Source organism: Paenibacillus amylolyticus (assembly GCF_050990605.1).
Classification (GTDB): domain Bacteria; phylum Bacillota; class Bacilli; order Paenibacillales; family Paenibacillaceae; genus Paenibacillus; species Paenibacillus amylolyticus_H.
The window spans coordinates 5,653,995-5,679,043 of the sequence record NZ_CP158832.1; the positions used below are offsets into that span (position 1 = coordinate 5,653,995).

General features: G+C 45.6%; 31 protein-coding genes. All 31 read right to left on the reverse strand.

Annotated features, from left to right (window positions below; all coding sequences use genetic code 11):
- Nucleotides 1-2: 2 nt before the first annotated feature.
- The 31 genes from map to rpoB all read right to left on the reverse strand — a co-directional run bounded on the left by map (nt 3) and on the right by rpoB (nt 24,947).
- A complete protein-coding gene (map, locus tag ABTV53_RS24880) occupies nt 3-755 on the reverse strand; it encodes a type I methionyl aminopeptidase (RefSeq protein ID WP_036607191.1) in 753 nt (250 codons plus the stop codon).
- A 3-nt stretch (nt 756-758) separates the two neighbouring features.
- A complete protein-coding gene (locus ABTV53_RS24885) occupies nt 759-1,403 on the reverse strand; it encodes an adenylate kinase (protein ID WP_253441165.1) in 645 nt (214 codons plus the stop codon).
- 90 nt (nt 1,404-1,493) lie between these two features.
- A complete protein-coding gene (secY, locus tag ABTV53_RS24890; RefSeq protein ID WP_433747598.1) occupies nt 1,494-2,792 on the reverse strand; it encodes a preprotein translocase subunit SecY in 1,299 nt (432 codons plus the stop codon).
- Nucleotides 2,792-3,232 (reverse strand): 50S ribosomal protein L15, encoded by a 441-nt coding sequence (gene rplO, locus ABTV53_RS24895; protein WP_091020538.1) that lies wholly within the window; start codon nt 3,230-3,232, stop codon nt 2,792-2,794. The genes secY and rplO overlap by 1 nt, the downstream gene beginning before the upstream one ends.
- A 43-nt stretch (nt 3,233-3,275) precedes the next feature.
- Nucleotides 3,276-3,461: a 50S ribosomal protein L30 gene (rpmD, locus tag ABTV53_RS24900; RefSeq protein WP_017692092.1), complete on the reverse strand. Its 186-nt coding sequence runs from the start codon at nt 3,459-3,461 to the stop codon at nt 3,276-3,278.
- Nucleotides 3,462-3,474: 13 nt separating this feature from the next.
- Nucleotides 3,475-3,972, reverse strand: coding sequence for a 30S ribosomal protein S5 (rpsE, locus tag ABTV53_RS24905; protein ID WP_017692091.1), 498 nt, complete (start codon nt 3,970-3,972; stop codon nt 3,475-3,477).
- A gap of 27 nt (nt 3,973-3,999) precedes the next feature.
- Nucleotides 4,000-4,368, reverse strand: coding sequence for a 50S ribosomal protein L18 (gene rplR / locus ABTV53_RS24910; protein ID WP_017692090.1), 369 nt, complete (start codon nt 4,366-4,368; stop codon nt 4,000-4,002).
- Between the two features lie 117 nt (nt 4,369-4,485).
- Nucleotides 4,486-5,028: a 50S ribosomal protein L6 gene (rplF, locus tag ABTV53_RS24915; protein ID WP_017692089.1), complete on the reverse strand. Its 543-nt coding sequence runs from the start codon at nt 5,026-5,028 to the stop codon at nt 4,486-4,488.
- 30 nt (nt 5,029-5,058) lie between these two features.
- Nucleotides 5,059-5,457, reverse strand: a complete 399-nt coding sequence (gene rpsH / locus ABTV53_RS24920) for a 30S ribosomal protein S8 (protein ID WP_017692088.1) — start codon at nt 5,455-5,457, stop codon at nt 5,059-5,061.
- Between the two features lie 32 nt (nt 5,458-5,489).
- Nucleotides 5,490-5,675 carry a type Z 30S ribosomal protein S14 gene (locus ABTV53_RS24925; protein ID WP_013312154.1) on the reverse strand — a complete coding sequence of 62 codons (186 nt, stop codon included), beginning with the start codon at nt 5,673-5,675 and terminating at the stop codon, nt 5,490-5,492.
- 73 nt (nt 5,676-5,748) lie between these two features.
- Nucleotides 5,749-6,291 (reverse strand): 50S ribosomal protein L5, encoded by a 543-nt coding sequence (rplE, locus tag ABTV53_RS24930; RefSeq protein WP_062836185.1) that lies wholly within the window; start codon nt 6,289-6,291, stop codon nt 5,749-5,751.
- Between the two features lie 32 nt (nt 6,292-6,323).
- Entirely contained in the window at nt 6,324-6,677 is a 354-nt protein-coding gene (rplX, locus tag ABTV53_RS24935) for a 50S ribosomal protein L24 (RefSeq protein ID WP_017692086.1), read from the reverse strand.
- Between the two features lie 39 nt (nt 6,678-6,716).
- Nucleotides 6,717-7,085 carry a 50S ribosomal protein L14 gene (rplN, locus tag ABTV53_RS24940; RefSeq protein ID WP_017692085.1) on the reverse strand — a complete coding sequence of 123 codons (369 nt, stop codon included), beginning with the start codon at nt 7,083-7,085 and terminating at the stop codon, nt 6,717-6,719.
- 34 nt (nt 7,086-7,119) lie between these two features.
- Nucleotides 7,120-7,386 carry a 30S ribosomal protein S17 gene (gene rpsQ, locus ABTV53_RS24945; RefSeq protein WP_017692084.1) on the reverse strand — a complete coding sequence of 89 codons (267 nt, stop codon included), beginning with the start codon at nt 7,384-7,386 and terminating at the stop codon, nt 7,120-7,122.
- Between the two features lie 47 nt (nt 7,387-7,433).
- Nucleotides 7,434-7,631 (reverse strand): 50S ribosomal protein L29, encoded by a 198-nt coding sequence (gene rpmC / locus ABTV53_RS24950; RefSeq protein WP_017692083.1) that lies wholly within the window; start codon nt 7,629-7,631, stop codon nt 7,434-7,436.
- Nucleotides 7,621-8,055 carry a 50S ribosomal protein L16 gene (gene rplP, locus ABTV53_RS24955; RefSeq protein WP_017692082.1) on the reverse strand — a complete coding sequence of 145 codons (435 nt, stop codon included), beginning with the start codon at nt 8,053-8,055 and terminating at the stop codon, nt 7,621-7,623. The genes rpmC and rplP overlap by 11 nt, the downstream gene beginning before the upstream one ends.
- A gap of 2 nt (nt 8,056-8,057) precedes the next feature.
- Nucleotides 8,058-8,723 carry a 30S ribosomal protein S3 gene (gene rpsC, locus ABTV53_RS24960; protein ID WP_076334122.1) on the reverse strand — a complete coding sequence of 222 codons (666 nt, stop codon included), beginning with the start codon at nt 8,721-8,723 and terminating at the stop codon, nt 8,058-8,060.
- Between the two features lie 15 nt (nt 8,724-8,738).
- Entirely contained in the window at nt 8,739-9,071 is a 333-nt protein-coding gene (rplV, locus tag ABTV53_RS24965; protein ID WP_024633583.1) for a 50S ribosomal protein L22, read from the reverse strand.
- Between the two features lie 35 nt (nt 9,072-9,106).
- On the reverse strand, nt 9,107-9,385 hold the full coding sequence (gene rpsS, locus ABTV53_RS24970) for a 30S ribosomal protein S19 (protein ID WP_062836183.1): 279 nt from the start codon (nt 9,383-9,385) through the stop codon (nt 9,107-9,109).
- Nucleotides 9,386-9,456: 71 nt separating this feature from the next.
- On the reverse strand, nt 9,457-10,287 hold the full coding sequence (gene rplB, locus ABTV53_RS24975) for a 50S ribosomal protein L2 (protein ID WP_017692078.1): 831 nt from the start codon (nt 10,285-10,287) through the stop codon (nt 9,457-9,459).
- Between the two features lie 30 nt (nt 10,288-10,317).
- On the reverse strand, nt 10,318-10,608 hold the full coding sequence (gene rplW, locus ABTV53_RS24980; RefSeq protein ID WP_017692077.1) for a 50S ribosomal protein L23: 291 nt from the start codon (nt 10,606-10,608) through the stop codon (nt 10,318-10,320).
- Complete coding sequence (rplD, locus tag ABTV53_RS24985; protein WP_017692076.1) at nt 10,608-11,231, reverse strand: 50S ribosomal protein L4; 624 nt, start codon at nt 11,229-11,231, stop codon at nt 10,608-10,610. The genes rplW and rplD overlap by 1 nt, the downstream gene beginning before the upstream one ends.
- Nucleotides 11,232-11,256: 25 nt before the next feature.
- Nucleotides 11,257-11,880, reverse strand: coding sequence for a 50S ribosomal protein L3 (gene rplC / locus ABTV53_RS24990; protein WP_053779208.1), 624 nt, complete (start codon nt 11,878-11,880; stop codon nt 11,257-11,259).
- Between the two features lie 45 nt (nt 11,881-11,925).
- Nucleotides 11,926-12,234, reverse strand: a complete 309-nt coding sequence (rpsJ, locus tag ABTV53_RS24995; RefSeq protein WP_017692074.1) for a 30S ribosomal protein S10 — start codon at nt 12,232-12,234, stop codon at nt 11,926-11,928.
- 437 nt (nt 12,235-12,671) lie between these two features.
- Complete coding sequence (gene tuf / locus ABTV53_RS25000) at nt 12,672-13,862, reverse strand: elongation factor Tu (RefSeq protein ID WP_062836181.1); 1,191 nt, start codon at nt 13,860-13,862, stop codon at nt 12,672-12,674.
- A gap of 95 nt (nt 13,863-13,957) precedes the next feature.
- Nucleotides 13,958-16,036, reverse strand: coding sequence for an elongation factor G (gene fusA / locus ABTV53_RS25005; protein WP_253441175.1), 2,079 nt, complete (start codon nt 16,034-16,036; stop codon nt 13,958-13,960).
- A 49-nt stretch (nt 16,037-16,085) separates the two neighbouring features.
- Nucleotides 16,086-16,556: a 30S ribosomal protein S7 gene (gene rpsG, locus ABTV53_RS25010; RefSeq protein ID WP_018753997.1), complete on the reverse strand. Its 471-nt coding sequence runs from the start codon at nt 16,554-16,556 to the stop codon at nt 16,086-16,088.
- An 87-nt stretch (nt 16,557-16,643) separates the two neighbouring features.
- Entirely contained in the window at nt 16,644-17,066 is a 423-nt protein-coding gene (gene rpsL / locus ABTV53_RS25015; RefSeq protein WP_017692070.1) for a 30S ribosomal protein S12, read from the reverse strand.
- Nucleotides 17,067-17,219: 153 nt separating this feature from the next.
- Nucleotides 17,220-17,468 carry a ribosomal L7Ae/L30e/S12e/Gadd45 family protein gene (locus ABTV53_RS25020; protein ID WP_433747603.1) on the reverse strand — a complete coding sequence of 83 codons (249 nt, stop codon included), beginning with the start codon at nt 17,466-17,468 and terminating at the stop codon, nt 17,220-17,222.
- A 205-nt stretch (nt 17,469-17,673) separates the two neighbouring features.
- The gene (gene rpoC / locus ABTV53_RS25025; protein ID WP_433747605.1) at nt 17,674-21,288 is read right to left on the reverse strand and encodes a DNA-directed RNA polymerase subunit beta'; all 3,615 of its coding nucleotides are present in this window, start codon (nt 21,286-21,288) and stop codon (nt 17,674-17,676) included.
- Between the two features lie 113 nt (nt 21,289-21,401).
- On the reverse strand, nt 21,402-24,947 hold the full coding sequence (gene rpoB / locus ABTV53_RS25030) for a DNA-directed RNA polymerase subunit beta (RefSeq protein ID WP_091039164.1): 3,546 nt from the start codon (nt 24,945-24,947) through the stop codon (nt 21,402-21,404).
- Between the last annotated feature and the right edge of the window lie 102 nt (nt 24,948-25,049).

Genomic DNA, 25,049 nt, shown 5'->3' on the forward strand with positions numbered 1-25,049 from the left:
ACCTACGCATTCAGTTTCGTGAAAATTTCCATACCATCTGGTGTAACTGCTACGGTGTGTTCAAAGTGGGCACATAACTTTCCATCAACCGTGACGACAGTCCAGTTATCTTCCAACGTTTTCACATACCGTCTACCTACGTTAACCATCGGCTCTATGGCCAGCACCATGCCCGCTTTAAGCCGTGGTCCCCGATCGGGAAGACCATAGTTCGGAATCTGTGGTTCTTCGTGCAGATCTGCGCCTATGCCGTGACCGACATATTCACGAACTACGGAGAACCCTTCATCTTCAATATATTTCTGAATCGCATGAGATATTGTAAACAAGCGAACGTCCGGTTTTACCAGCGCCAGACCTGCGTATAATGAAGCCTCGGTAACGTCCAGAAGACGACGGGCTTCTTCGGAAATACGGCCGACCGGATAAGTCCAGGCGGAATCTCCATGATACCCCTGGTACTGCGCGCCAATGTCAAACGTAACGATATCGCCCTCGTTCAACTTGCGTTTGCCGGGAAATCCATGTACCAACTCTTCATTGACTGAAGCGCACACACTGGCAGGGAAACCGTTATAACCTTTGAAAGACGGCACAGCTCCTTGACTGCGGATATATTGATCGGCCATATGGTCAAGTTCTCCAGTCGTAATACCGGGAGCGATATGCTCTGCCAAGAGACGATGCGTTTCCGCAACAATTCTCCCTGCTTCCCTCATCAAGCCCAGTTCCGTTTCGGACTTACCAATGATCATCAATTAACCTCTCAGTAAGGACACGATTTCTTGAGAAACTTGATCGATATCCTGTTCTCCGTTCATTTGACGAAGAAGACCTTTAGTCTCATAGAACGTGAGGAGTGGTGCTGTTTTGTTGATATACTCGTCCAGTCGCGTACCTACACTCTCTTCATTATCATCAGAGCGTTGATACAACTCACCAGCGCATTTATCACAAATACCTTCCTGCTTAGGCGGATTGAATACCACATGATAAGTGGAACCACAGTTTTTACAAATTCGACGACCCGTCAAACGAGCGAGCAATTTGTTGCGATCCACTTTCAGGTTGATTACATGATCGAGACCTGAGTTCAATCGATCCAGAATGCCATCGAGCGCTTCTGCTTGTGAAAGGGTTCTTGGAAATCCGTCCAAGAGGAAACCTTCTCTGCAATCCGGCTGCTGCAAACGTTCTTCAACGATGCCAATGGTAACATCATCTGGTACAAGCAATCCTTGATCCATATATTCCTTGGCTTTCAGGCCAATGGGAGTTCCCTGTTTGATCGCGAGACGAAATGCATCGCCTGTTGAAATATGGGGAATACCGAACTCTTTCACGATGACGTCTGCTTGCGTTCCTTTTCCTGCCCCCGGAGGGCCCATGAATAGGATGTTCACGTTATGTCACTCCCTCCAAGACTACCCTACATCAACAAACAGCACAATAGGTGCCGGCAAGTAAATCTTCACTCGACCGGTACCTATTGCCTATTTATTGATAAAACCTTTGTAGTGGCGTTTGATCAATTGGCTTTCGATTTGCTTCATCGTATCCAGCGCAACACCGATAACGATCAGGAGGGATGTTCCTCCAATTTGCGCAGATTGAGGCAAACCAGAAAGTGCCCCTAAGAATACAGGCAGAACGGAAATGACTGCCAAGAAGATGGCTCCGGCCATTGTCAAACGAGTCATGACACGGGTCAGATATTTCTCGGTTGCTTTACCCGGGCGAATGCCTGGGATGTAACCGCCGTTCTTTTTCATATTATCAGCCATCTGCTGTGGATTCATCTGTACGAAAGTATAGAAGAATGTGAAACCGAAGATCATCACGACATACAGCAACATACCCAGAGGTTTGTGTGTAGTCAGATTCTGTCCGACCCACCGAGCCCAATCTTGATCTGCCCAGAAGTTGGCGATGATCGTTGGGAACATCAACAGCGATGATGCAAAGATGACAGGGATAACACCTGCTGCATTAATTTTCAGCGGGATATGTGTATTCTGTCCACCGTACATTTTGTTACCTACGACACGTTTAGCGTACTGTACAGGAATTTTCCGAATCGCCTGCTGAATGTAAATGACCCCTATGATGATCAACACAATAACAATTGCGATGATTACACCTTTAAGAATATTCATAAACAGTTGGTCAGGTTGGATGAAGTCAGATTCGATCGTTTGTTTGATAATGTTAGGCACCGTAGATAGGATACCTGCAAAGATCAAGATCGAAATCCCGTTTCCTATGCCCTTCTCGGTGATTTGCTCACCAAGCCACATCAGGAATGAAGTACCGGCCGTAAGTACAATCGCGATCAAGATATAATCTGCAAATGTAGCGTTAGGCACCATCTCTGTATTGTACAAGCGGTTGAATCCGATCGACGTACCAAACGCTTGAATCAATGCCAGCCCGATGGTTAAATAACGGGTCAACTGTGCAGATTTCTTCTTACCTTGTTCACCTTGCTTTGCCCACTCCGCTAATTTAGGAATAACGTCCATGGAAAGCAACTGTACTATGATAGACGCAGTGATGTAAGGCACGATCCCGAGCGCAAATATCGAGAACTGGAAGAGCGCTCCACCCGAGAACGTATTGAGAAGTCCAAAAACTTCTTTACCCGCAGAATTTGTCGCTTCGAACACATCTTTGTTAACTCCCGGCACAGGGACAAAGGAGCCGATGCGGTAAATGATCAGTACAAAAAGGGTAAATAATACCCTTTTGCGCAGATCTTCAACCCGCCAGATATTCTTTAGGGTCTTGAACATTAAATCACCTCAGTTGTACCGCCAGCAGCTTCAATTTTCTCAATAGCAGATTGAGAAAACTTGTTAGCTTTAACAGTCAGCTTCACAGTGACATCACCGTTACCCAGGATTTTGATTCCGGATTTAGCGTTTTTAACTACGCCATTCGTCATCAAGAATTCTGGAGTTACTTCAGTACCCGCTGCAAAACTGTTCAGGTCTTCAGTATTCACAACTGCATATTCTTTGCGAGTTGGGTTTACAAAACCACGTTTTGGCAAGCGACGATACAATGGATTTTGTCCACCTTCGAAGCCTGGACGAACTCCACCGCCAGAACGAGAATTTTGTCCTTTGTGACCGCGACCTGATGTTTTACCTGTACCACTACTTGGACCGCGACCAACACGTTTACGTTCTTTGCGGGATCCAGGAGATGGTGAAAGCTCATGTAACTTCATCGTTCGTTGCACCTCCTTAAAGATTTGTGGGATTAACCCGTTTTTAAGCTTCTACTTCTTTAACAGCAACCAAGTGGCTTACTTTGTTAATCATACCACGGATGGCAGGATTATCGTTTTGTACCACTTTGCTATTGATTTTGCGCAAACCCAATGTTTTCACAGTTGTTCTTTGCGTCTCCGGACGTCCGATCAAGCTGCGGACGAGGGTAATTTCTAATTTAGCCATGAGAATTCCCTCCTTAACCCAGAAGCTCTTCGACGGATTTTCCGCGCAGTTTAGCCACGTCTTCAGCACGCTTCAAACGGGACAAACCTTCCAAAGTCGCATTGACCATGTTCATGGAATTCGAAGAACCCAGAGATTTTGTCAAAATGTCACCTACACCAGCAAGTTCAAGAACCGCACGTACAGGACCACCAGCGATAACACCAGTACCTTCAGATGCTGGTTTCAACAGCACGCGTCCCGCGCCGAACTTACCTGTTACCAAGTGAGGAATCGATGTTCCTACGAGTGGAACGTGTACAAGGTTTTTCTTAGCGTCTTCAATACCTTTGCGAATTGCATCAGGTACTTCGCCCGCTTTACCGATACCAGCTCCAACCCAGCCGTTGCCGTCGCCGACTACAACCAGTGCGCTAAAGCTGAAACGGCGTCCGCCTTTTACTACTTTAGCTACGCGATTAATATTTACAACTCTTTCAGTCAGTTCCAAAGTATTCGGATCTACACGCAAGTCGTTAACCTCCTTTTGAAAAATATCTTAAAACTCAAGTCCTGCTTCACGAGCCGCTTCAGCCAATGCTGCGATACGACCATGGTACAGATAACCACTACGGTCAAATACGATGTTGGAAACACCTTTGTCTTTAGCACGTTTAGCAACGAGTTCGCCAACTTTACGAGCTGATTCAACAGAAGCACCATTTTTGATGTCAGTGCTCAACTCTTTGTCTACGGTAGACGCGGAAGCGATTGTTACACCAGCAACATCATCGATGATTTGAGCATACATATGTTTACCAGAACGGAATACGTTCAAACGAGGACGTGCTGCCGTTCCTTGGATTTTCTTACGAACACGAAGGTGTCTTTTCAGACGAGCCTTATTTTTATCTGGTTTCGTAATCATCTCAAAGATTCACTCCTTTCAGGTTACCTCGCTGGCTTCAAAGCAGAAGCCACGGGGTATATTAGAAACACACGAAGCAAGCAAGCCGAAAGCCGCGCAAAGGCGGTAAGAGAAATCTTATTTCTTCTTACCGGCTTTACCTTCCTTACGGATGATACGCTCGCCTTCATATTTAATACCTTTACCTTTATACGGCTCAGGTTCACGTACGGAACGGATTTTAGCAGCGTAGGCACCTACACGCTCTTTGTCAATTCCGCGAACAATGATTTTTGTATTCGAAGGTACTTCGAATTCGATTCCCGCTTCCGGTGTAATTTCAACCGGGTGAGAGTAACCAACGTTCAGAACGATTTTATCTCCGGATTTGCTTGCACGATATCCGACCCCAACCAATTCCAGAGATTTCGCGAATCCTTCAGTAACGCCGCTCACCATATTGTTTACAACGCTACGCGTTGTGCCGTGCAAAGAACGGTGAGTTTTGTTATCGGAAGGACGCACAACTGTGATTTCGTTATTTTCAACTGTAACCTTCATGTCTTTATGAAGCTCACGAGTCAAAGTTCCTTTTGGTCCTTTTACCGTAATAACGGTGTTGTCCAGGGTGATGTCTACACCACTTGGTACTGTGATTGGTTTGCGACCAATACGAGACATATGTTGCACCTCCTATCTTGTGACGTTATATTACCAAACGTAGCAAACGACTTCTCCGCCGGATTTCGATTGACGAGCTTCTTTGTCCGTCATGATACCTTTAGATGTCGAGATGATCGCGATTCCCAGGCCACCGAGTACACGAGGTACTTCGTTGCTTTTCGTGTAAACACGAAGACCAGGTTTACTGATTCTTTTCAGACCAGTGATAACGCGCTCGTTATTTTGACCGTATTTCAGGAAAACACGGATAATCCCTTGTTTGTTATCATCGATAACTTCAGCGTCACGGATGAAACCTTCACGCTTCAGGATATCGGCGATTTGTTTTTTCATTGTCGAAGCAGGCATTTCTACCGTTTCGTGACGAACAGTGTTCGCGTTACGAATACGAGTAAGCATATCTGCAATTGGATCAGACATAGTCATTGTGAGTTAACCTCCTTCCCGTTCAGGACTTTTTACCAGCTTGCTTTTTTCACGCCAGGGATCTGGCCTTTATAAGCTAATTCACGGAAACAAATTCTGCAAATTTTGAACTTTTGCAGGACCGAATGTGGACGTCCGCAACGCTCACAGCGTGTATATGCACGTACTTTAAACTTAGGTGTACGTTGTTGTTTAACTTTCATCGAAGTTTTTGCCACTTAGCCTGACACCTCCTAAATAATTTCGGAGAAAAGGGAGTCTTTCCAGACACCCGGAAACGTTATGCCAACATTACTTAACGAAAGGCATTCCCATTTGCGTAAGCAATTCGCGGGACTCTTCGTCTGTTTTCGCCGTTGTTACGATGACAATATCCATACCGCGGACTTTATCAACTTTATCATACTCGATCTCTGGGAAGATCAATTGCTCTTTCAGACCCAGCGTGTAGTTACCACGTCCGTCGAAAGCTTTGCTCGATACACCGCGGAAGTCGCGGACACGAGGAAGCGTAACGTTGAACAGTTTATCGAGGAAGAAGTACATACGCTCGCCGCGCAATGTTACTTTAACACCGATAGGCATATTCTCACGCAGTTTGAATCCTGCGATAGATTTTTTAGCACGAGTGATTACAGGTTTTTGACCTGCGATCAATTGCAAATCGCTTACTGCGGAATCCAACACTTTGGAGTTTTGGACAGCGTCGCCCACACCCATGTTGATAACGATTTTCTCGATTTTCGGCACTTGCATTACCGTTGTATAGTTAAACTTCTGCATCAAAGCAGGAGCGATTTCTTGCAGGTAACGTTCTTTCATTCTTGATGCCATGAATCATAGCCCTCCTTTCTCATTCGGTTCAATTAGTCGATAATTTCTCCGGAACGTTTAGCAACGCGCACTTTCTTTCCGTTATCCAAAACTTTGTAACCTACACGGGTTACTTTTCCGCTCTTCGGATCGATGTGCATTACGTTGGAAACGTGAATCGGAGCTTCCTTCTCGATAATGCCGCCTTGCGGATTTTGCTGGTTAGGCTTCTGGTGTTTTTTCACCATGTTAACACCTTCCACAAGGACGCGGTTCTCACGAGGATAAGCAGCGATGACACGGCCTTTTTTACCTTTGTCTTTACCGCTGATCACCATAACCGTATCTTCCTTTTTAACGTGAAGTTTGTTGTTATGGGATTCCAGAACTTTTTTCACTCTTGGCATTTCGTACACCTCCTGTTTCTAACATCACGAGATTAAGCTTTAGATAACTTCTGGAGCCAAGGAAACGATTTTCATGAAGTCTTTATCGCGAAGTTCGCGAGCAACTGGTCCGAAAATACGTGTTCCACGTGGGCTTCTGTCGTCTTTTACAACAACCGCTGCATTTTCATCAAAACCGATGTAGGAACCGTCTTTACGACGTACAGAACGTTTCGTACGAACGACAACCGCTCTAACTACATCACCTTTTTTGACAACGCCGCCTGGTGTTGCTTGTTTAACAGAACAAACGATCAGATCACCGATTTGAGCTGTACGACGTCCCGTACCGCCGAGTACGCGGATACACATCAGTTCCTTCGCACCGGAGTTGTCAGCCACAGTCAAACGTGTAAATGGTTGAATCATTTAGTATTCCTCCTTTCAGCAGTGCTGCTGAGCATTAGATGATAACCGCTTTTTCTACGATTTCAGTAAGTCTCCAGCGTTTATCTTTCGAAAGCGGACGAGTCTCCATGATTTTCACCGTGTCACCGATTTTCGCAGTGTTTTCTTCGTCATGTGCTTTGAATTTTTTAGTAACCTTAATGCGTTTATGGTACAAGTTGTGTTTTTTGTAAGTTTCTACAGCAACAACAATTGTTTTGTCCATTTTATCGCTGACCACTTTACCAGTTTGCACTTTACGTGCGTTACGTTCTTCGCTCATTGTTGGCCTCCTTCCTGATTCGGACGGATTGTCCATCCTATCCCTAATTAACCGATTCCCAATTCTCTCTCACGGATAATGGTTTTAGCACGAGCTATTTCTTTCCGCACATCACGGATGCGAGTCGGGTTATCCAGCTGACCGGTAGCTAATTGAAAGCGGAGGTTAAAGAGTTCTTCTTTAAATCCGGCAATCTTTTGCTCGATTTCAGCAGAGGTTAGGTTGCGAAATTCACTAGCTTTCATTTGCTTCACCACCCAATTCTTCACGTTTCACGAACTTCGTTTTGATTGGCAGTTTGTGAGCGGCAAGACGCATTGCTTCGCGTGCAATTTCCTCCGGTACACCAGCAAGTTCAAACATGATCTTACCTGGTTTCACTACTGCAACCCATTTTTCTACGTTACCTTTACCGCTACCCATCCGAACCTCGAGAGGCTTTTGAGTGATTGGTTTGTCTGGGAAAATTTTGATCCAAACTTTACCACCACGTTTGATGTAACGAGTCATCGCAATACGAGCCGCTTCGATCTGACGGTTCGTAATCCAAGCCGGTTCCGTAGCTTGCAGACCGTATTCGCCAAAGTTCAGAGTCGTTCCGCCTTTAGCTTGGCCTTTCATATGTCCACGTTGTTGCTTACGGTGTTTTACACGTTTTGGTACCAACATGATTAGTTGCCTCCTTCCTTAGCAGCTTGTTTCTTAGCCGTAGGAAGAACCTCTCCACGATAGATCCATACTTTTACGCCGATACGTCCGTAAGTAGTATGAGCCTCTGCTGTACCATAGTCAATGTCAGCACGCAGTGTGTGCAGTGGAACAGTTCCTTCGCTGTAGCCTTCAGAACGTGCGATCTCAGCACCGCCAAGACGTCCGCCTACTTGAGTTTTGATACCTTTAGCACCGGAGCGCATAGTTCTTTGAATTGCTTGTTTCAGAGCACGACGGAAAGAAACACGACGTTCCAATTGTTGTGCAATGCTTTCAGCTACAAGAACAGCGTCCAAGTCTTGATTCTTAATTTCAGAAATGTTGATGTGTACTTTTTTACCGCCAGCAATTTTCGTAATTTGGTTACGAAGATTTTCAACTTCCGAACCACCCTTACCAATAACCATACCTGGTTTAGCAGTGTGAATCGTTACGTTTACGCGGTTAGCCGCTCTCTCAATTTCCACACGAGATAAAGCGGAGTCTTTCAATTTATTTTTCAGGAATTCACGAATTTTCACGTCTTCCATCAAAAGATCACCGAAGTCTTTGCCTGCATACCACTTAGATTCCCAGTCACGGATAATTCCGACACGGAGTCCGACTGGATTTACCTTTTGGCCCACACATTTCCCCTCCTTCTACTTCTCAGATACCACCAAAGTAATGTGGCTAGTACGTTTGTTAATACGACTTGCACGTCCCATTGCACGAGGGCGGAAACGTTTCATTGTCGGTCCTTGGTTCACGTAAGCCTGCGAGATAACCAAGTTATTAACATCTAAAGAATAGTTATGTTCCGCATTCGCAATAGCGGAGTTAAGCAACTTCTCAACGATAGGAGAAGCGGATTTCGGAGTGTGACGGAGAATGGCAACCGCCTCACCTACTTGCTTGCCGCGAATCAAGTCAACAACGAGTTGAACTTTACGAGGAGCAATCCGGATAAACTTAGCATGTGCTTTTGCTTCCATTGTGTAACCTCCTCTCAAACATTAAAGATGTTCATTTATCTTCTTGTTTTCTTATCATCATCAGTATGGCCTTTGTACGTACGGGTTGGAGCGAACTCACCCAGTTTGTGTCCGACCATGTCCTCAGTTACATACACTGGCACGTGTTTACGACCATCGTAAACGCCAAATGTGTGTCCGATGAATTGTGGGAAAATTGTAGAACGACGGGACCAGGTTTTGATTACGTTCTTCTTACCTGAAGCTTCCATCTCTTCTACCTTTTTGAGCATGTAGCCATCAATGAATGGCCCTTTTTTCAAACTGCGACCCATGTGGAGATCCTCCCTTCAAACGTAGCTATTATGCATCCGCAGATGCCTCACGAAGTTATGCACAGTGTGTATTACTTCGTGCGGCGGCGAATGATGTATTTATCAGAAGCTTTATTTTTCTTACGCGTTTTGTAACCAAGAGTAGGTTTACCCCATGGTGACATTGGCGATTTACGTCCGATTGGAGCACGACCTTCACCACCACCGTGTGGGTGATCGTTAGGGTTCATTACTACACCACGAACCTCAGGACGTTTACCCAACCAACGGCTACGACCGGCTTTACCGATTTTGATGAGCTCGTGGTCTTGGTTACCAACAGATCCGATTGTCGCGCGGCAAACTTTCAAAATACGACGAACTTCTCCGGAAGAGAGACGAACGGAAACGTATTTTTCTTCTTTACCAAGCAATTGAGCTTCTGTACCAGCAGCACGAACCAATTGTCCGCCTTTGCCTGGTTTCAACTCGATGTTGTGGATAACGGTACCTACTGGAATGTTTTCGAGTGGCAGTGCGTTACCGATTTTGATGTCTGATTCAGGTCCGGAGAATACTTGATCTCCAACTTTCAAACCTTTAGGAGCGATGATATAACGTTTCTCACCATCAGCATAGTGAATCAGAGCAATGTTGGATGTACGGTTCGGGTCATACTCAATCGTAGCAACGCGGCCCGGTATTCCATCTTTAGTACGTTTGAAGTCAATGATACGGTATTTACGTTTGTGTCCACCACCATGGTGACGAACTGTAATTTTACCTTGGTTGTTGCGGCCTGCTTGTTTGCTCAACGGGGCCAACAACGATTTCTCCGGCTGATTTGTGGTGATTTCCTCAAATGTAGAAACGGACATGTTCCGTCTTGCCGGGGATGTTGGTTTATACTTTTTGATTGGCACTGGGTTTCCCTCCTTACTTCAAAAATTCAATTATACAGTTTCAAAGAACTCAAGCGTTTTGCTGTCTTTTGTCAGCGTTACAAACGCTTTTTTCCATTCGCTAGTATATCCGGAATAACGTCCGTACCGTTTCGGCTTAGCTGGAACACGAAGCGTGTTCACGTTTTTCACTTTTACATTGAAAATAGCTTCTACTGCCTTTTTGATCTCGGTTTTGTTTGCACGGATATCGACTTCAAATACATATTTCAAGTCGTTCATCATGTCAGCAGTACGTTCCGTAATAATCGGACGTTTTACAATATCACGAGGATCCTTCATTACGCGAGCACCTCCTCTACCTTCTGAACTGCTTCTTTCGTAATGATCAATTTGTCGTGCGAAAGCACGTCAAGAACATTAATGCCGTCAGCAGCTACGAATTTCACGCCTGGAATATTCCGTGCGGAAAGAGCTACATTATCATCATAGCTAGGAGCTACAATCAAAGCTTTACGTCCCACTTTGAGGTTACTCAAGATGGCTGCGAATTCTTTAGTTTTAGGCGTGCTCAATGTGAGAGCGTCCAAAACGATAATGTCATTGTCAAGCACTTTGGATGAAAGGGCTGATTTGATCGCCAAGCGGCGAACTTTCTTAGGCAGTTTGTACGCATAGCTCCGTGGTGTTGGACCAAATACGATACCGCCGCCTTTCCATTGTGGTGAACGAATTGATCCTTGACGAGCGCGACCTGTACCTTTTTGTTTCCAAGGCTTACGTCCACCGCCACGTACTTCAGAACGTCCTTTTACTTTGTGGGTACCTTGACGAAGGGAAGCGCGTTGCATAAGAACTGCATCGTACAGAACGTGTTGGTTCGGCTCAATTCCGAAAACCGCATCGTTCAATTCAACTTCGCCTACTTGGCTACCATCTACATTGTAAACTGATACTTTTGGCATTTTGTGTTCCTCCTTTCTTCAGTGGTTATTTTTTCACCGTTTCTTTAACTTTAATGAGACTGTTTTTCGGTCCAGGAATGGAACCTTTCACGAGCAACACGTTACGCTCAGCGTCTACTTTAACTACTTCAAGACGTTGGATTGTAACAGTATCATGTCCCATGTGTCCTGGCAGGCGTTTGCCTTTAGGAACGCGGTTAGCTTGGATCGAACCCATCGAACCAGGGCCACGATGGTAACGCGAACCGTGTGACATAGGTCCAGTGCTTTGTCCCCAACGTTTGATAACGCCGGCAAAACCTTTACCTTTAGACACACCTGTTACGTCAACGAATTCACCTTCAGCGAAAATGTCAGCTTTCAGTTCTTGGCCAACTTCATATTCTGCGATGTTGATACCGCGAACTTCACGAACGTAGCGCTTAGGGGCAGTGTTTGCTTTTTTAGCGTGACCTGCTTCTGGCTTGTTAGCATTTTTCTCTTTCTTATCGGAGTAACCGATTTGAATTGCTTCGTAGCCATCGTTCTCAATGTCTTTCTTTTGCAAAACAACACAAGGGCCTGCTTCGATAACCGTTACTGGAACTACGTTACCTTCAGGAGTAAATACTTGAGTCATTCCGAGTTTTTTTCCTAAGATTGCTTTCATGTTGACACCTCTTTTCCTCTATACATGGTCTTTGTTGTAGCTATATTACAATTTAATTTCGATATCTACACCGGACGGCAGATCCAAGCGCATCAAGGCATCCACAGTTTGTGGAGTCGGGTTAACGATGTCGATCAAACGTTTATGTGTACGTTGTTCGAATTGTTCCCGAGAATCCTTGTACTTGTGCACCGCACGAAGAATAGTAATGATTTGTTTTTCAGTAGGAAGCGGAATCGGACCGGATACACCAGCACCCGAACGTTTTGCTGTTTCAACAATTTTCTCCGCGGATTGATCAAGAATTCTGTGGTCGTAAGCTTTCAAACGAATACGAATTTTTTGCTTTGCCATTTTAGTCCCTCCTTCTATCGCCCAATTTTTTATCGGACATACTCCGTGAAAATTTTCTAGCCACTCTCCCATGGCAAAGGGGCCGGGTGTGCCAGTAACCTCTCACATCATCGCAACGTCACAGAACAACATTCATTATTATATAGAAAAGATAGGCGTATTGCAAGCATATTTAAGAAAAACATTTAAACTTATCTTTTCTGATGAAATGACTTCGTTTATTGCAGTGTTTATCTTCAATATCCAGGCTGCCTTGCCAATCCTTCTAAACTCGTAAATGATGTTCATTTCGTATGACGCAGGTTCCGAAACTTTAAACATAATAAAAGAGTTCCCTATCCGATGTCGGATAAAGAACTCTTCCGAAGCTTCGTTACAATACAATGTTACTCGTTCCAGTACACTGTTGCATATGCTTTATTCAGCGTTAAGCCGAATTATTTTTGGATAGATGCTACGGAACCTGCACCTACTGTACGTCCGCCTTCACGAATGGAGAATTTAGTTCCTTCTTCAATCGCGATTGGGGAGATCAAGGAAACAGTAACAGTGATGTTATCACCAGGCATTACCATTTCAGTACCTTCAGGCAAGTTGATGATGCCTGTTACGTCAGTTGTACGGAAGTAGAACTGTGGACGGTAACCAGTGAAGAATGGTTTGTGACGTCCGCCCTCTTCTTTAGTCAGAACGTAGATTTGAGCTGTGAATTCTGTGTGAGGCTTAACAGAACCCGGTTTAGCCAAAACTTGGCCACGCTCGATGTTGTTACGGTCAACACCACGAAGAAGTGCTCCGATGTTGTCACCAGCTTGAGCGGAATCCAGCAATTTGCGGAACATCTCAACGCCTGTTACAACAGATTTTTTAGTTTCTTCAGTGATACCAACGATTTCGATCTCTTCGCCGACTTTAACAGTACCACGCTCTACACGGCCAGTAGCAACAGTACCACGACCAGTGATGGAGAATACGTCCTCGACAGGCATCAAGAAAGGCTTGTCAGTTTGACGCTCAGGCAGTGGGATGTAAGTGTCGATTTCTTTGAACATCTCAACGATTTTTTGAGCCCATTCGCCATCTGGGTTTGCCAGTGCTTCACGAGCGGATCCACGAGTGATTGGAGTATCGTCACCTGGGAATTCATATTCGTTAAGAAGGTCGCGAACTTCCATCTCTACCAATTCCAACAACTCTTCGTCTTCAACCATGTCACATTTGTTCAAGAATACAACAATGTAAGGTACGCCTACTTGACGGGAGAGCAAGATGTGCTCACGAGTTTGTGGCATTGGGCCGTCAGCTGCGGATACTACCAAGATAGCTCCGTCCATTTGTGCCGCGCCAGTGATCATGTTTTTAACATAGTCGGCGTGACCTGGGCAGTCTACGTGTGCATAGTGACGAGTGTCAGTTTCGTACTCAACGTGTGCTGTGGAGATAGTGATACCGCGCTCGCGCTCTTCTGGCGCTTTGTCGATTTGGTCGAATGCTACAGCAGCACCACCGTAAGTTTTGGACAATACAGTTGTGATTGCAGCAGTCAGAGTTGTTTTACCGTGATCGACGTGACCGATAGTACCGATGTTAACGTGGGGTTTATTACGTTCGTATTTAGCCTTTGCCATTTGAACGTGGCCTCCTTAAAATTATAATTTTATGTTTTCACTGAATGAAGTGCTCCGAAATGAATTCTTATGCACTTGCATCCAGTGTGAGAAAACTACTCGGTGCCTTTTGTTTTGGCAACGATTTCTTCAGCGATGCTCTTAGGAACTTCTTCATAGTGAGAGAGTTCCATGGAGAATACGCCGCGTCCTTGAGTACCGGAACGAAGAGTTGTAGAGTAACCAAACATTTCAGACAGAGGTACCTTAGCACGGATGATTTGAGCTCCACTACGGGAATCCATACCTTCGATGCGGCCACGACGGGAGTTCAACATACCCATTACGTCACCCATGTACTCTTCTGGAACAGTTACTTCTACTTTCATGATAGGCTCAAGCAGAACTGGTTTACATTTGTCTTTAGCCGCTTTAAGCGCCATAGATCCGGCAATTTTAAATGCCATCTCATTGGAATCGACATCATGGTAAGATCCGTCTACGATTGTAGCCTTAACGTCAACAAGCGGGAAGCCTGCAATAACGCCGTTTTTCATTTGCTCTTCAATCCCTGACAGTGCAGGTTGAATGTATTCTCTTGGAACGGAACCACCGACAACCTTACTTTCGAACTGGCTGCCTGTACCCGGCTCGAGAGGTTCGAATTCAACCCATACGTGACCGTATTGACCACGACCACCGGATTGACGTACGAATTTACCTTCAACGCGCGCTGGAGCACGGAATGTTTCACGGTAAGCTACTTGTGGTTTACCCACAGTAGTTTCAACCTTGAACTCACGACGCATACGGTCGATGATGATATCAAGGTGAAGCTCACCCATACCTGCCAAGATAGTTTGACCTGTTTCTTCGTCAGTATGAGCACGAAGAGTTGGATCCTCTTCAGTCAACTTACCGAGAGCAACACCCATTTTATCTTGGTCAGCTTTGGTTTTAGGTTCAACGGCGATTTCGATAACCGGATCAGGGAAATTCATTGACTCCAGGATAACCGGATTTTTCTCATCACATAGTGTATCACCTGTACCCGTATCTTTCAAACCTACGGCAGCTGCAATATCACCGGAGTAAACTTCAGTGATCTCTTGACGGCTGTTCGCATGCATTTGAAGGATACGACCGATACGCTCACGTTTGTTTTTAGTGGCATTCAATACATATGAACCGGATTGAAGAACACCGGAATATACGCGGAAGAATGTCAATTTACCAACGTAAGGGTCAGTCATGATTTTGAATGCCAATGCGGAGAATGGCTCTTCATCAGAGGACTTACGAACTGCTTCAGTTCCATCTTCAAGATGACCAGTGATTGATGGTACATCTGTTGGAGCTGGCAAGTAGTCGATAACAGCATCTAACATCAGTTGAACACCTTTGTTACGATATGAGGATCCACAGATAACCGGGAAGATCTTAACATCTACAACACCTTTACGGAGAGCGCCTTTGATCTCTTCAATAGAGATCTCTTCGCCTTCCAGGTATTTCATTGTCAATTCTTCATCGAGTTCTGCAACACGCTCAATCAATTCATTACGGAGTTCTTCAACTTGCTCTTTGAATTCCGCAGGAATTTCTGTTTCTTCGATATTTTGACCAAGGTCATCTTTGTACATATGAGCCTTTTGTTCAACAATATCGATAATACCGATGAAGTCATTTTCAGCGCCGATTGGAAGTTGAATTGCAACAGCGTTCGCTTGAAGGCGATCACGCATGTCAGATACAACGTTCAGGAAGTCAGCACCGATGATATCCATTTTGTTTACATATGCGATACGAGGTACGCCGTACTTGTCAGCCTGTCTCCATACGGTTTCGGACTGAGGCTCAACGCCTTCTTTCGCACTGAATACACCAACTGCTCCGTCCAATACACGAAGGGAACGTTCAACTTCAACAGTGAAGTCAACGTGTCCCGGGGTATCAATAATATTAACGCGGTGGCCTTTCCAAGCAGCGGTAGTTGCAGCGGAAGTAATCGTAATTCCGCGCTCCTGTTCCTGTTCCATCCAGTCCATAGTCGCAGCGCCTTCGTGTACTTCACCGATTTTGTGCGTACGTCCTGTGTAGAACAAGATCCGCTCAGTTGTCGTGGTTTTACCCGCATCAATATGAGCCATGATCCCGATATTACGTGTATTTTTCAAGGAGAACTCTCTAGCCATGAAATGGGTCTCCCTTCAAAATTGAAGTTTTTTTATTGTGAACTGAATCCTACCAACGGTAGTGAGCAAACGCTTTGTTCGCTTCAGCCATTTTGTGCGTATCTTCACGTTTTTTAACGGAAGCGCCTGTGTTGTTGGAAGCGTCGATGATCTCAGCCGCCAAACGCTCTTCCATTGTTTTCTCACCGCGGTTGCGGGAGTAGTTCACGAGCCAACGTAGTCCCAGAGCAGTACGTCTCTCTGGTTTTACCTCGATTGGTACTTGGTAGTTGGCACCGCCGACACGGCGAGCTTTAACTTCCAGGACTGGCATGATATTCTTGATTGCTGCTTCAAATACTTCCATCGGGTCATTACCCGTACGTTCTTGAATCAACTTGAACGCATTATACAGAATGCTTTGAGCAACACCGCGTTTTCCGTCGAGCATGATGCGATTGATCAAACGAGTAACCAACTTGCTGTTGTATACCGGATCTGGCAACACGTCTCTTTTCGTAACTGGACCTTTGCGTGGCATGGATATCCCCCTTTCTTTCTTGTTCAGCAGACCCTGTACCTTCCAGACCTAAGCCAGAAGGCTTTCAGGTTCTCTGCTTATAATGGTTTAGGCTTTTTTAGCTTTTGGACGTTTTGCACCGTATTTCGAACGAGCTTGCATACGGTTGTTTACGCCTGCAGTATCGAGAGCTCCACGAACGATGTGATAACGAACTCCTGCAAGGTCTTTAACTTTACCTCCGCGGATCAATACCACACTGTGCTCTTGAAGGTTATGTCCGATTCCCGGGATATAAGCAGTTACCTCGAGACGGTTCGTCAAACGAACACGAGCATATTTACGAAGTGCAGAGTTTGGTTTACGTGGAGTCATTGTACCTACACGAGTGCAGACACCACGTTTTTGTGGGGCACTGATGTTAGTAGATTCACGTTTCAAAGCGTTGAATCCTTTTTGCAAAGCTGGAGATTTTGACTTCTCAACTTTTGCTTGACGTCCTTTACGAACCAGTTGATTAATAGTTGGCATGTGATTGCCACCCCCTTCCTCAAATATTCATGTTTCTTTATAAACCTCTTTTCGCTAAGTCCACAGACCCAGGCGGTTCATAAAAAGACAAATGAAAAGTTTTTGCCTTAGAGAATCCCTAAAAGTTCTCGGACAAAAACGTTCCTTACACTATCATTTTACGACAGCAGCCATAGCTGCTCCCACTCCAATCCCGCAAGCTTTGCCGAGATTTTTCATTGTATCCACTTTCGTGTACTTCACATTGTGTTGTTCACACAAAGCAATGATTTTGGAAGTGAGCTGCGGATCACTATCTTCTGCGACATAGACTTCAGAAGCCATACCTGTCTGCACCATCCGCACGGTCTGTTTGGTACCTATTTTGACATGAGCATCTTGCAAGGCTTTTTCATTAGACATTGTGCATTCCTCCGAATAGAACCATGTACAATCAGCTGCCCACGCACCTTTGATATATTAGCATCTAGCGCAAGCATTGTCAATGCTAATCCTAAAACATTTTTTAAAAGTTTACGCACATCAGGATTCGTCCGCCTGCATTGTACAAGCGTCCTCCTCCTGACGTACAAAACTTCCATTCCCCTCTAAATGAGGAGAAATCTATTTAATCAACCGAAACTGGCTCGAGTTCTTCTACTGAAGATTGGCCATCTTCTGGCTCAGCAAATTTGATGCTGCGGTAACGGTGCATACCTGTACCTGCAGGAATCAATTTACCGATGATTACATTTTCCTTCAGACCGAGCAACTGATCGACTTTACCTTTGATCGCTGCATCTGTCAGTACACGTGTAGTTTCTTGGAACGAAGCCGCCGAGAGGAAGGAGTCTGTTTCCAGGGATGCTTTCGTAATACCGAGCAGGATTGGTTTAGCAACCGCTGGCTCTTTATCACTAAGAATCGCAATTTTGTTAGCTCTTTCGTACTCATGCGTATCTACGAACGATCCTGGCAACAGCGTTGTATCACCTGCATCTACGATGCGGATTTTACGCAACATTTGACGGATCATAACTTCAACGTGCTTGTCATTGATTTCTACGCCTTGGTTACGGTATACGCGCTGCACTTCCTGCAAAATGTAGTTTTGTACGCCACGTACGCCTTTAATGCGCAGCATTTCTTTAGGATCGATTGAACCGTCTGTCAACTCGTCACCCGCTTCAATTTCCATGCCTTCGCTTACGCGCACACGGGAACCGTAGGTAACGGAGTATACTTTGGATTCCGCTTCACCTTGAATTTCGATTTCACGACGATCTTTCGCTTCGCGAATCTCTTTTACTACACCATCAATCTCACTGATCGTTGCTTGACCCTTAGGATTACGAGCTTCAAACAACTCTTGGATACGCGGCAAACCTTGCGTAATATCGTCTCCGGCTACACCGCCGGTATGGAACGTACGCATTGTAAGCTGTGTTCCTGGCTCACCAATGGATTGTGCGGCAATAATACCAACTGCTTCACCAATCTCCACGTGTTTACCTGTCGCAAGGTTACGACCATAACACTTCTTGCAGACACCATGACTTGCACGGCAGCTGAGTACGGAGCGGATTTGCAATTTGGTCACGCCAGCTTTGATGATCGCTTCTGCTTTGTCGGAGTCAATCAATTCATTGCGACCTGCAATGATTTCTTTTGTTTCCGGATGACGAACTGTCTCAAAGCAGTATCTGCCTTCAATACGGTCGTAGAGATCTTCAATAACCTCTTTACCATCCTGGATACGACTTACCGTAAAGCCTTTATCTGTACCACAATCATCATCACGCACGATTACGTCTTGGGCTACGTCTACGAGACGACGAGTCAGGTAACCTGAATCGGCTGTACGCAGGGCTGTATCCGCCAAACCTTTACGCGCTCCATGAGTGGAGATGAAGTACTCGAGTACCGTCAGACCTTCACGGAAGTTCGATTTGATTGGGAGTTCGATAATTCGACCGGATGGGTTGGCCATCAGACCACGCATACCGCCCAATTGGGTGATTTGCGATTTGTTACCCCGTGCTTTGGAGTCTACCATCATCATGATCGAGTTATAACGATCCATGGACTTCATCAGAATCTCAGTGATGTCATCTTTGGATTTTGACCAGATATCAATGATACGGTCATAGCGCTCTTCATTCGTAATCAGACCACGACGGTACTGATTCGTAACGATTTGTGCTTTTTCCTCAGATTGTCTAAGAATTTCAAACTTCTCAGGCGGAACGATAACATCAGATACCGCAACCGTTATACCGGCACGAGTAGAGTATGTGAATCCAAGTTGTTTGATTTTATCCAAAATAACGGCTGTTTCCGTTGTATGGTAAATTTCAAAACAACGTGCAATGATGGAACCGAGGTATTCTTTACCGACACCGCCAGCCAGAGGAGCATTCATAATAGCTTCTCTGAGATCAGCACCTTTTTCATATACAAATGAGTGATCTGCAGTACCTTGGTACAGGTTCGCACGAGTCGCATCATTGATATACGGGAAGCTTGCCGGGAAAATTTCATTAAAGATAATTTTACCGATAGTTGTCAGCAACATACCTTCTTGCTGTTCTTCCGTGAAGCTTGTTTTACCAAGCGCCTTAACCGGAATAGCTACACGCGCATGCAGACCAGCAGTACCACGTTGATATGCCGATACAGCTTCGTTAACTGTACGCAAGATCATACCTGTGCCCTTTTCTTCCTTGTTATCCATAGTGAGGTAATAAGAACCAAGCACCATATCCTGGGAAGGAGTAACAACCGGTTTACCGTCTTTCGGGTTCAAAATGTTACCTGATGCAAGCATCAGGATACGTGCTTCCGCTTGAGCTTCAGCGGACAACGGAACGTGCACGGCCATTTGGTCACCGTCAAAGTCGGCATTGTATGCCGTACATACGAGTGGGTGAAGACGAATTGCTTTACCTTCAACGAGAATCGGTTCAAACGCTTGAATACCGAGTCTGTGAAGCGTAGGGGCACGGTTCAACAGAACCGGATGCTCCTTGATTACTTCTTCAAGAACATCCCATACTTCAGGACTTACACGCTCAACTTTACGTTTCGCGCTCTTGATGTTGTGGGCAAGCCCTTTATTTACAAGCTCTTTCATAACGAAAGGCTTGAACAATTCAAGTGCCATATCTTTTGGCAGACCACACTGATACATTTTCAGGTAAGGTCCGACAACGATAACGGAACGACCAGAATAGTCAACACGTTTACCGAGCAAGTTCTGACGGAAACGTCCTTGTTTACCTTTCAGCATGTGGCTGAGGGATTTCAATGGACGGTTACCAGGACCCGTTACCGGGCGTCCGCGACGACCATTATCAATCAATGCGTCAACAGCTTCCTGCAACATCCGTTTTTCATTTTGCACAATAATATCTGGCGCGCCAAGATCAAGCAGACGTTTCAGACGGTTATTCCGGTTGATTACACGGCGATACAAGTCATTCAGGTCAGACGTTGCAAAACGTCCACCATCCAACTGTACCATTGGACGAAGTTCCGGCGGGATAACAGGAAGTACATCCATGATCATCCACTCTGGCTTGTTGCCGGAGTTGCGGAATGCTTCAATAACTTCCAAACGTTTGATTGCACGATTACGACGTTGTCCTTGCGCAGTCCGGAGCTCTTCTTTCAGGAACTCGAGCTCTTTATCTATGTCAAGGTCTTGAAGCAATTTTTTAACGGCTTCTGCGCCCATGCCAGCCTGGAAACCATAGCCGTATTTCTCACGATAGCTGCGGTATTCTTTCTCGGACAACAGCTGTTTTTTCTCCAGTGGAGTTTCTCCTGGATCCGTTACAACATAAGATGCAAAATAAATAATCTCTTCAAGAGATCTTGGAGACATATCCAGAGCAAGACCCATACGGCTCGGAATACCTTTGAAGTACCAGATATGCGATACCGGAGCAGCGAGCTCAATATGACCCATCCGTTCGCGGCGTACTTTCGCACGTGTTACTTCAACGCCACAACGATCACAGACAACGCCTTTATAACGGACGCGTTTGTATTTACCGCAATGACATTCCCAGTCCTTTGTAGGGCCAAAAATCTTTTCGCAGAACAGCCCTTCTTTTTCCGGTTTCAACGTACGATAGTTGATCGTTTCCGGTTTTTTCACTTCTCCGCGGGACCAAGAACGAATTTTCTCTGGGGAAGCAAGCCCGATCTTCATGTATTCGAAATTGTTGACGTCCAACAAGGAGCAACCCTCCTTAACCAATTCCTGTATTCTAGGTTACGCCCTCTCCGGCCGAAGCCGGAGCAAGACGCGAGCCTGATGAAAAACGCCGGTCATCATGCGCTCGAAGCGGTTTATTCCGCTCCGACCTCTGTACCCTCAAGGTTGAGGCTGAGCTTATCGCTCGCAGCGTCATCTTCATCGTCCATTTCTCTCATTTCAATCTCTTGCTCATCTTCACTCAAAATCTTTACGTCCATACCCAAGCTTTGCAGCTCTTTGATCAATACTTTGAATGATTCAGGAACACCTGGTTCCGGAACGTTCTCGCCTTTGACGATGGATTCATATGTTTTAACCCGACCAACAACGTCATCGGATTTAACAGTCAAGATTTCTTGCAGTGTATAAGCAGCACCGTATGCCTCAAGCGCCCATACTTCCATCTCCCCGAAACGCTGTCCACCAAATTGGGCTTTACCACCCAATGGCTGTTGCGTAACAAGTGAGTAAGGACCCGTGGAACGGGCATGGATTTTATCATCAACCATGTGTGCCAATTTGATCATGTGCATGACACCTACGGTAACTTCACGTTCAAACTCTTCACCTGTACGACCATCATACAGGACAGTTTTACCATTACGTTGCATGCCTGCCTCTTCCATCGTATCGAAGACGTCATACTCCTTCGCTCCGTCGAATACAGGAGTTGCTACGTGAATACCTAGTTGCATCGCCGCCATACCCAAGTGAACCTCGAGTACTTGACCGATATTCATCCGGGAAGGTACGCCCAGTGGGTTAAGAACGATCTGAACCGGTGTACCGTCTGGCAGGAAAGGCATATCTTCTTCCGGCAAGATGCGGGCCACGACCCCTTTGTTACCGTGACGTCCGGCCATTTTATCACCCTCGGAAATTTTCCGTTTTTGAGCGATATATACACGAACGAGTTGGTTAACACCTGGAGGCAGCTCATCACCGTTTTCACGGGTAAATACTTTCACGTCTACTACGATACCGTCGGTACCATGTGGTACACGCAAGGAAGTATCACGTACTTCACGTGCTTTCTCACCAAAGATCGCATGCAAGAGACGTTCTTCTGCAGTCAGCTCTGTTACACCCTTAGGTGTTACTTTACCAACCAGAATGTCGCCAGCGCTAATCTCAGCACCGATGCGGATAATACCGCGCTCATCCAAGTTACGCAACGCTTCTTCCCCAACGTTAGGGATGTCACGTGTGATCTCTTCAGGTCCGAGCTTGGTATCGCGTGCTTCTGACTCATACTCCTCGATATGGATGGATGTGTATACATCTTCCTTAACGAGTTTTTCACTGAGCAAGATCGCATCCTCGTAGTTGTAACCTTCCCAAGTCATGAAGGCAACAACAACGTTACGTCCCAGAGCCAATTCACCCATTTCCGTTGAAGGACCGTCAGCGAGGATATCGCCAGCTTTGACAGCAGCACCTCTTTTGACAATCGGACGCTGGTTAATGCATGTTCCTTGGTTCGAACGCATAAATTTGTGTAATTTATATTTAACGATATCGCCTTTAACTTCCTGACCGTCCACTTCTTCAACACGACGGAGCCAAATCTCGTTCGCAGAAGAACGTTCAATAATTCCGTCATAATCGGAGACAATACATACACCAGAGTCTTTTGCAGCTTTGTGCTCCATACCTGTTCCTACAAGTGGTGCTTTAGGAATCAAGAGTGGAACCGCCTGCCGCTGCATGTTAGATCCCATGAGTGCACGGTTGGAGTCATCGTTCTCAAGGAACGGGATCAGCGCTGTAGCGACGGATACGACTTGTTTAGGAGATACGTCCATGTAGTCAACTCGCTCACTCGGCATCGTAAGGATGTTATCCGACTGTTTGTTGTAACGTACAATGATCGCTTCTTCTTCAAATGTACCGTCTTCGTTCAACTTCGCATTCGCTTGCGCGATGACATAGTTGTCCTCTTCGTCCGCTGTCAGGTAATCAATTTGCTCGGTCACAATACCTGTCTTCGGATCAACCCAACGATATGGAGCTTCAATGAAGCCATATTCATTCACACGGGCGAACGTTGACAAGGAGTTGATCAAACCGATGTTTGGTCCCTCTGGAGTCTCGATTGGACACATACGGCCATAGTGGGATGGATGGACGTCACGCACTTCCATACCTGCACGCTCACGCGTCAAACCACCGGGTCCGAGTGCGGACAAACGACGTTTATGTGTCAACTCACCCAACGGGTTCGTTTGATCCATAAACTGTGACAACTGAGAGCTACCAAAGAACTCTTTAATAGATGCAATAACAGGACGTATATTGATCAATGCCTGCGGTGTAATGACGTTAGCATCCTGAATGGACATTCTCTCACGAACCACACGCTCCATACGGGACAAACCGATACGGAACTGGTTCTGCAGGAGTTCACCCACTGAACGCAAACGACGGTTACCCAGATGATCGATATCATCCGTGCTACCAATTCCCTGCAGAAGGTTAAGGAAATAACTGATGGACGAAATGATATCCGCCGGAGTCACGTTTTTAACGGACTTGTCAATGTTTGCATTGGCAATCAGTTTGACCACTTTACCATCTTCAGTTGGCGAGAACACATCAATCGTTTGCATAGGGATATCATTGGCATCCAGAACACCGTTACCCACGTGATACGTGCGGAATCCAACGCTCTTCTCCAGATACGGCATGATTTCATCCAACAAACGACGATCAACCATTTGACCTGCTTCGGCAATGATTTCACCTGTTTCAGCGTCAACAAGTGACTCAGCCAAACGTTGGTTAAACAAACGGTTTTTGATATGAAGTTTTTTATTCATTTTGTAACGACCTACATTAGCCAGGTCATAACGTTTTGGATCAAAGAAACGCGCTACGAGCAAGCTTTTCGCATTATCCAACGTTGGAGGCTCACCCGGACGAAGACGCTCATAGATCTCAATGAGTGCTTTCTCCGTGGAATCCGTGTTGTCTTTGTCCAGTGTGTTGCGGATATATTCGTCATTACCGAGCAGATCCAGAATCTCAGCATCTGTGCCAAAACCAAGTGAACGCAGGAGAACCGTAACCGGTATTTTACGTGTACGGTCGATCCGGACGTAAACAACATCCTTCGCGTCCATCTCCAGTTCCAACCAAGCGCCGCGGTTAGGAATAACTGTAGCGGTATACGTTTTTTTGGCGTTTTTATCTACTTTGGTACTGAAGTAAACGCTAGGAGAGCGAACCAACTGGCTGACAATAACCCGTTCCGCACCATTAATAATAAATGTGCCCGTGTTGGTCATCAGCGGGAAATCTCCCATGAATACTTCCTGCTCTTTGACTTCGCCGGTTTCCTTATTAATGAGCCGGACTTTGACCCGAAGCGGTGCTGCATAAGTAACGTCACGCTCTTTCGCGTCGTCTACTGTATACTTCGGTTCACCGAGACTGTAATCGATAAATTCCAAAATCAAGTTGCCTGTGAAATCCTGAATCGGCGAGATATCCTGGAACATTTCGCGCAACCCTTCCTCCAAAAACCAATCATATGATTTTTGTTGGATTTCAATCAGGTTAGGAACTTCGAGTATCTCGTTAATTCGTGCATAACTGCGCCGAGTGCGTCGACCATATTGAACAAGATGTCCTGCCAACTTAAACTCACCCCTCAATGTCTACTCACTTTAAAAATTTCGTTGCGAACCTCTGTTTGTAACCTTATAATGGTACACATACAGAGCAAAGCAATGCATCCA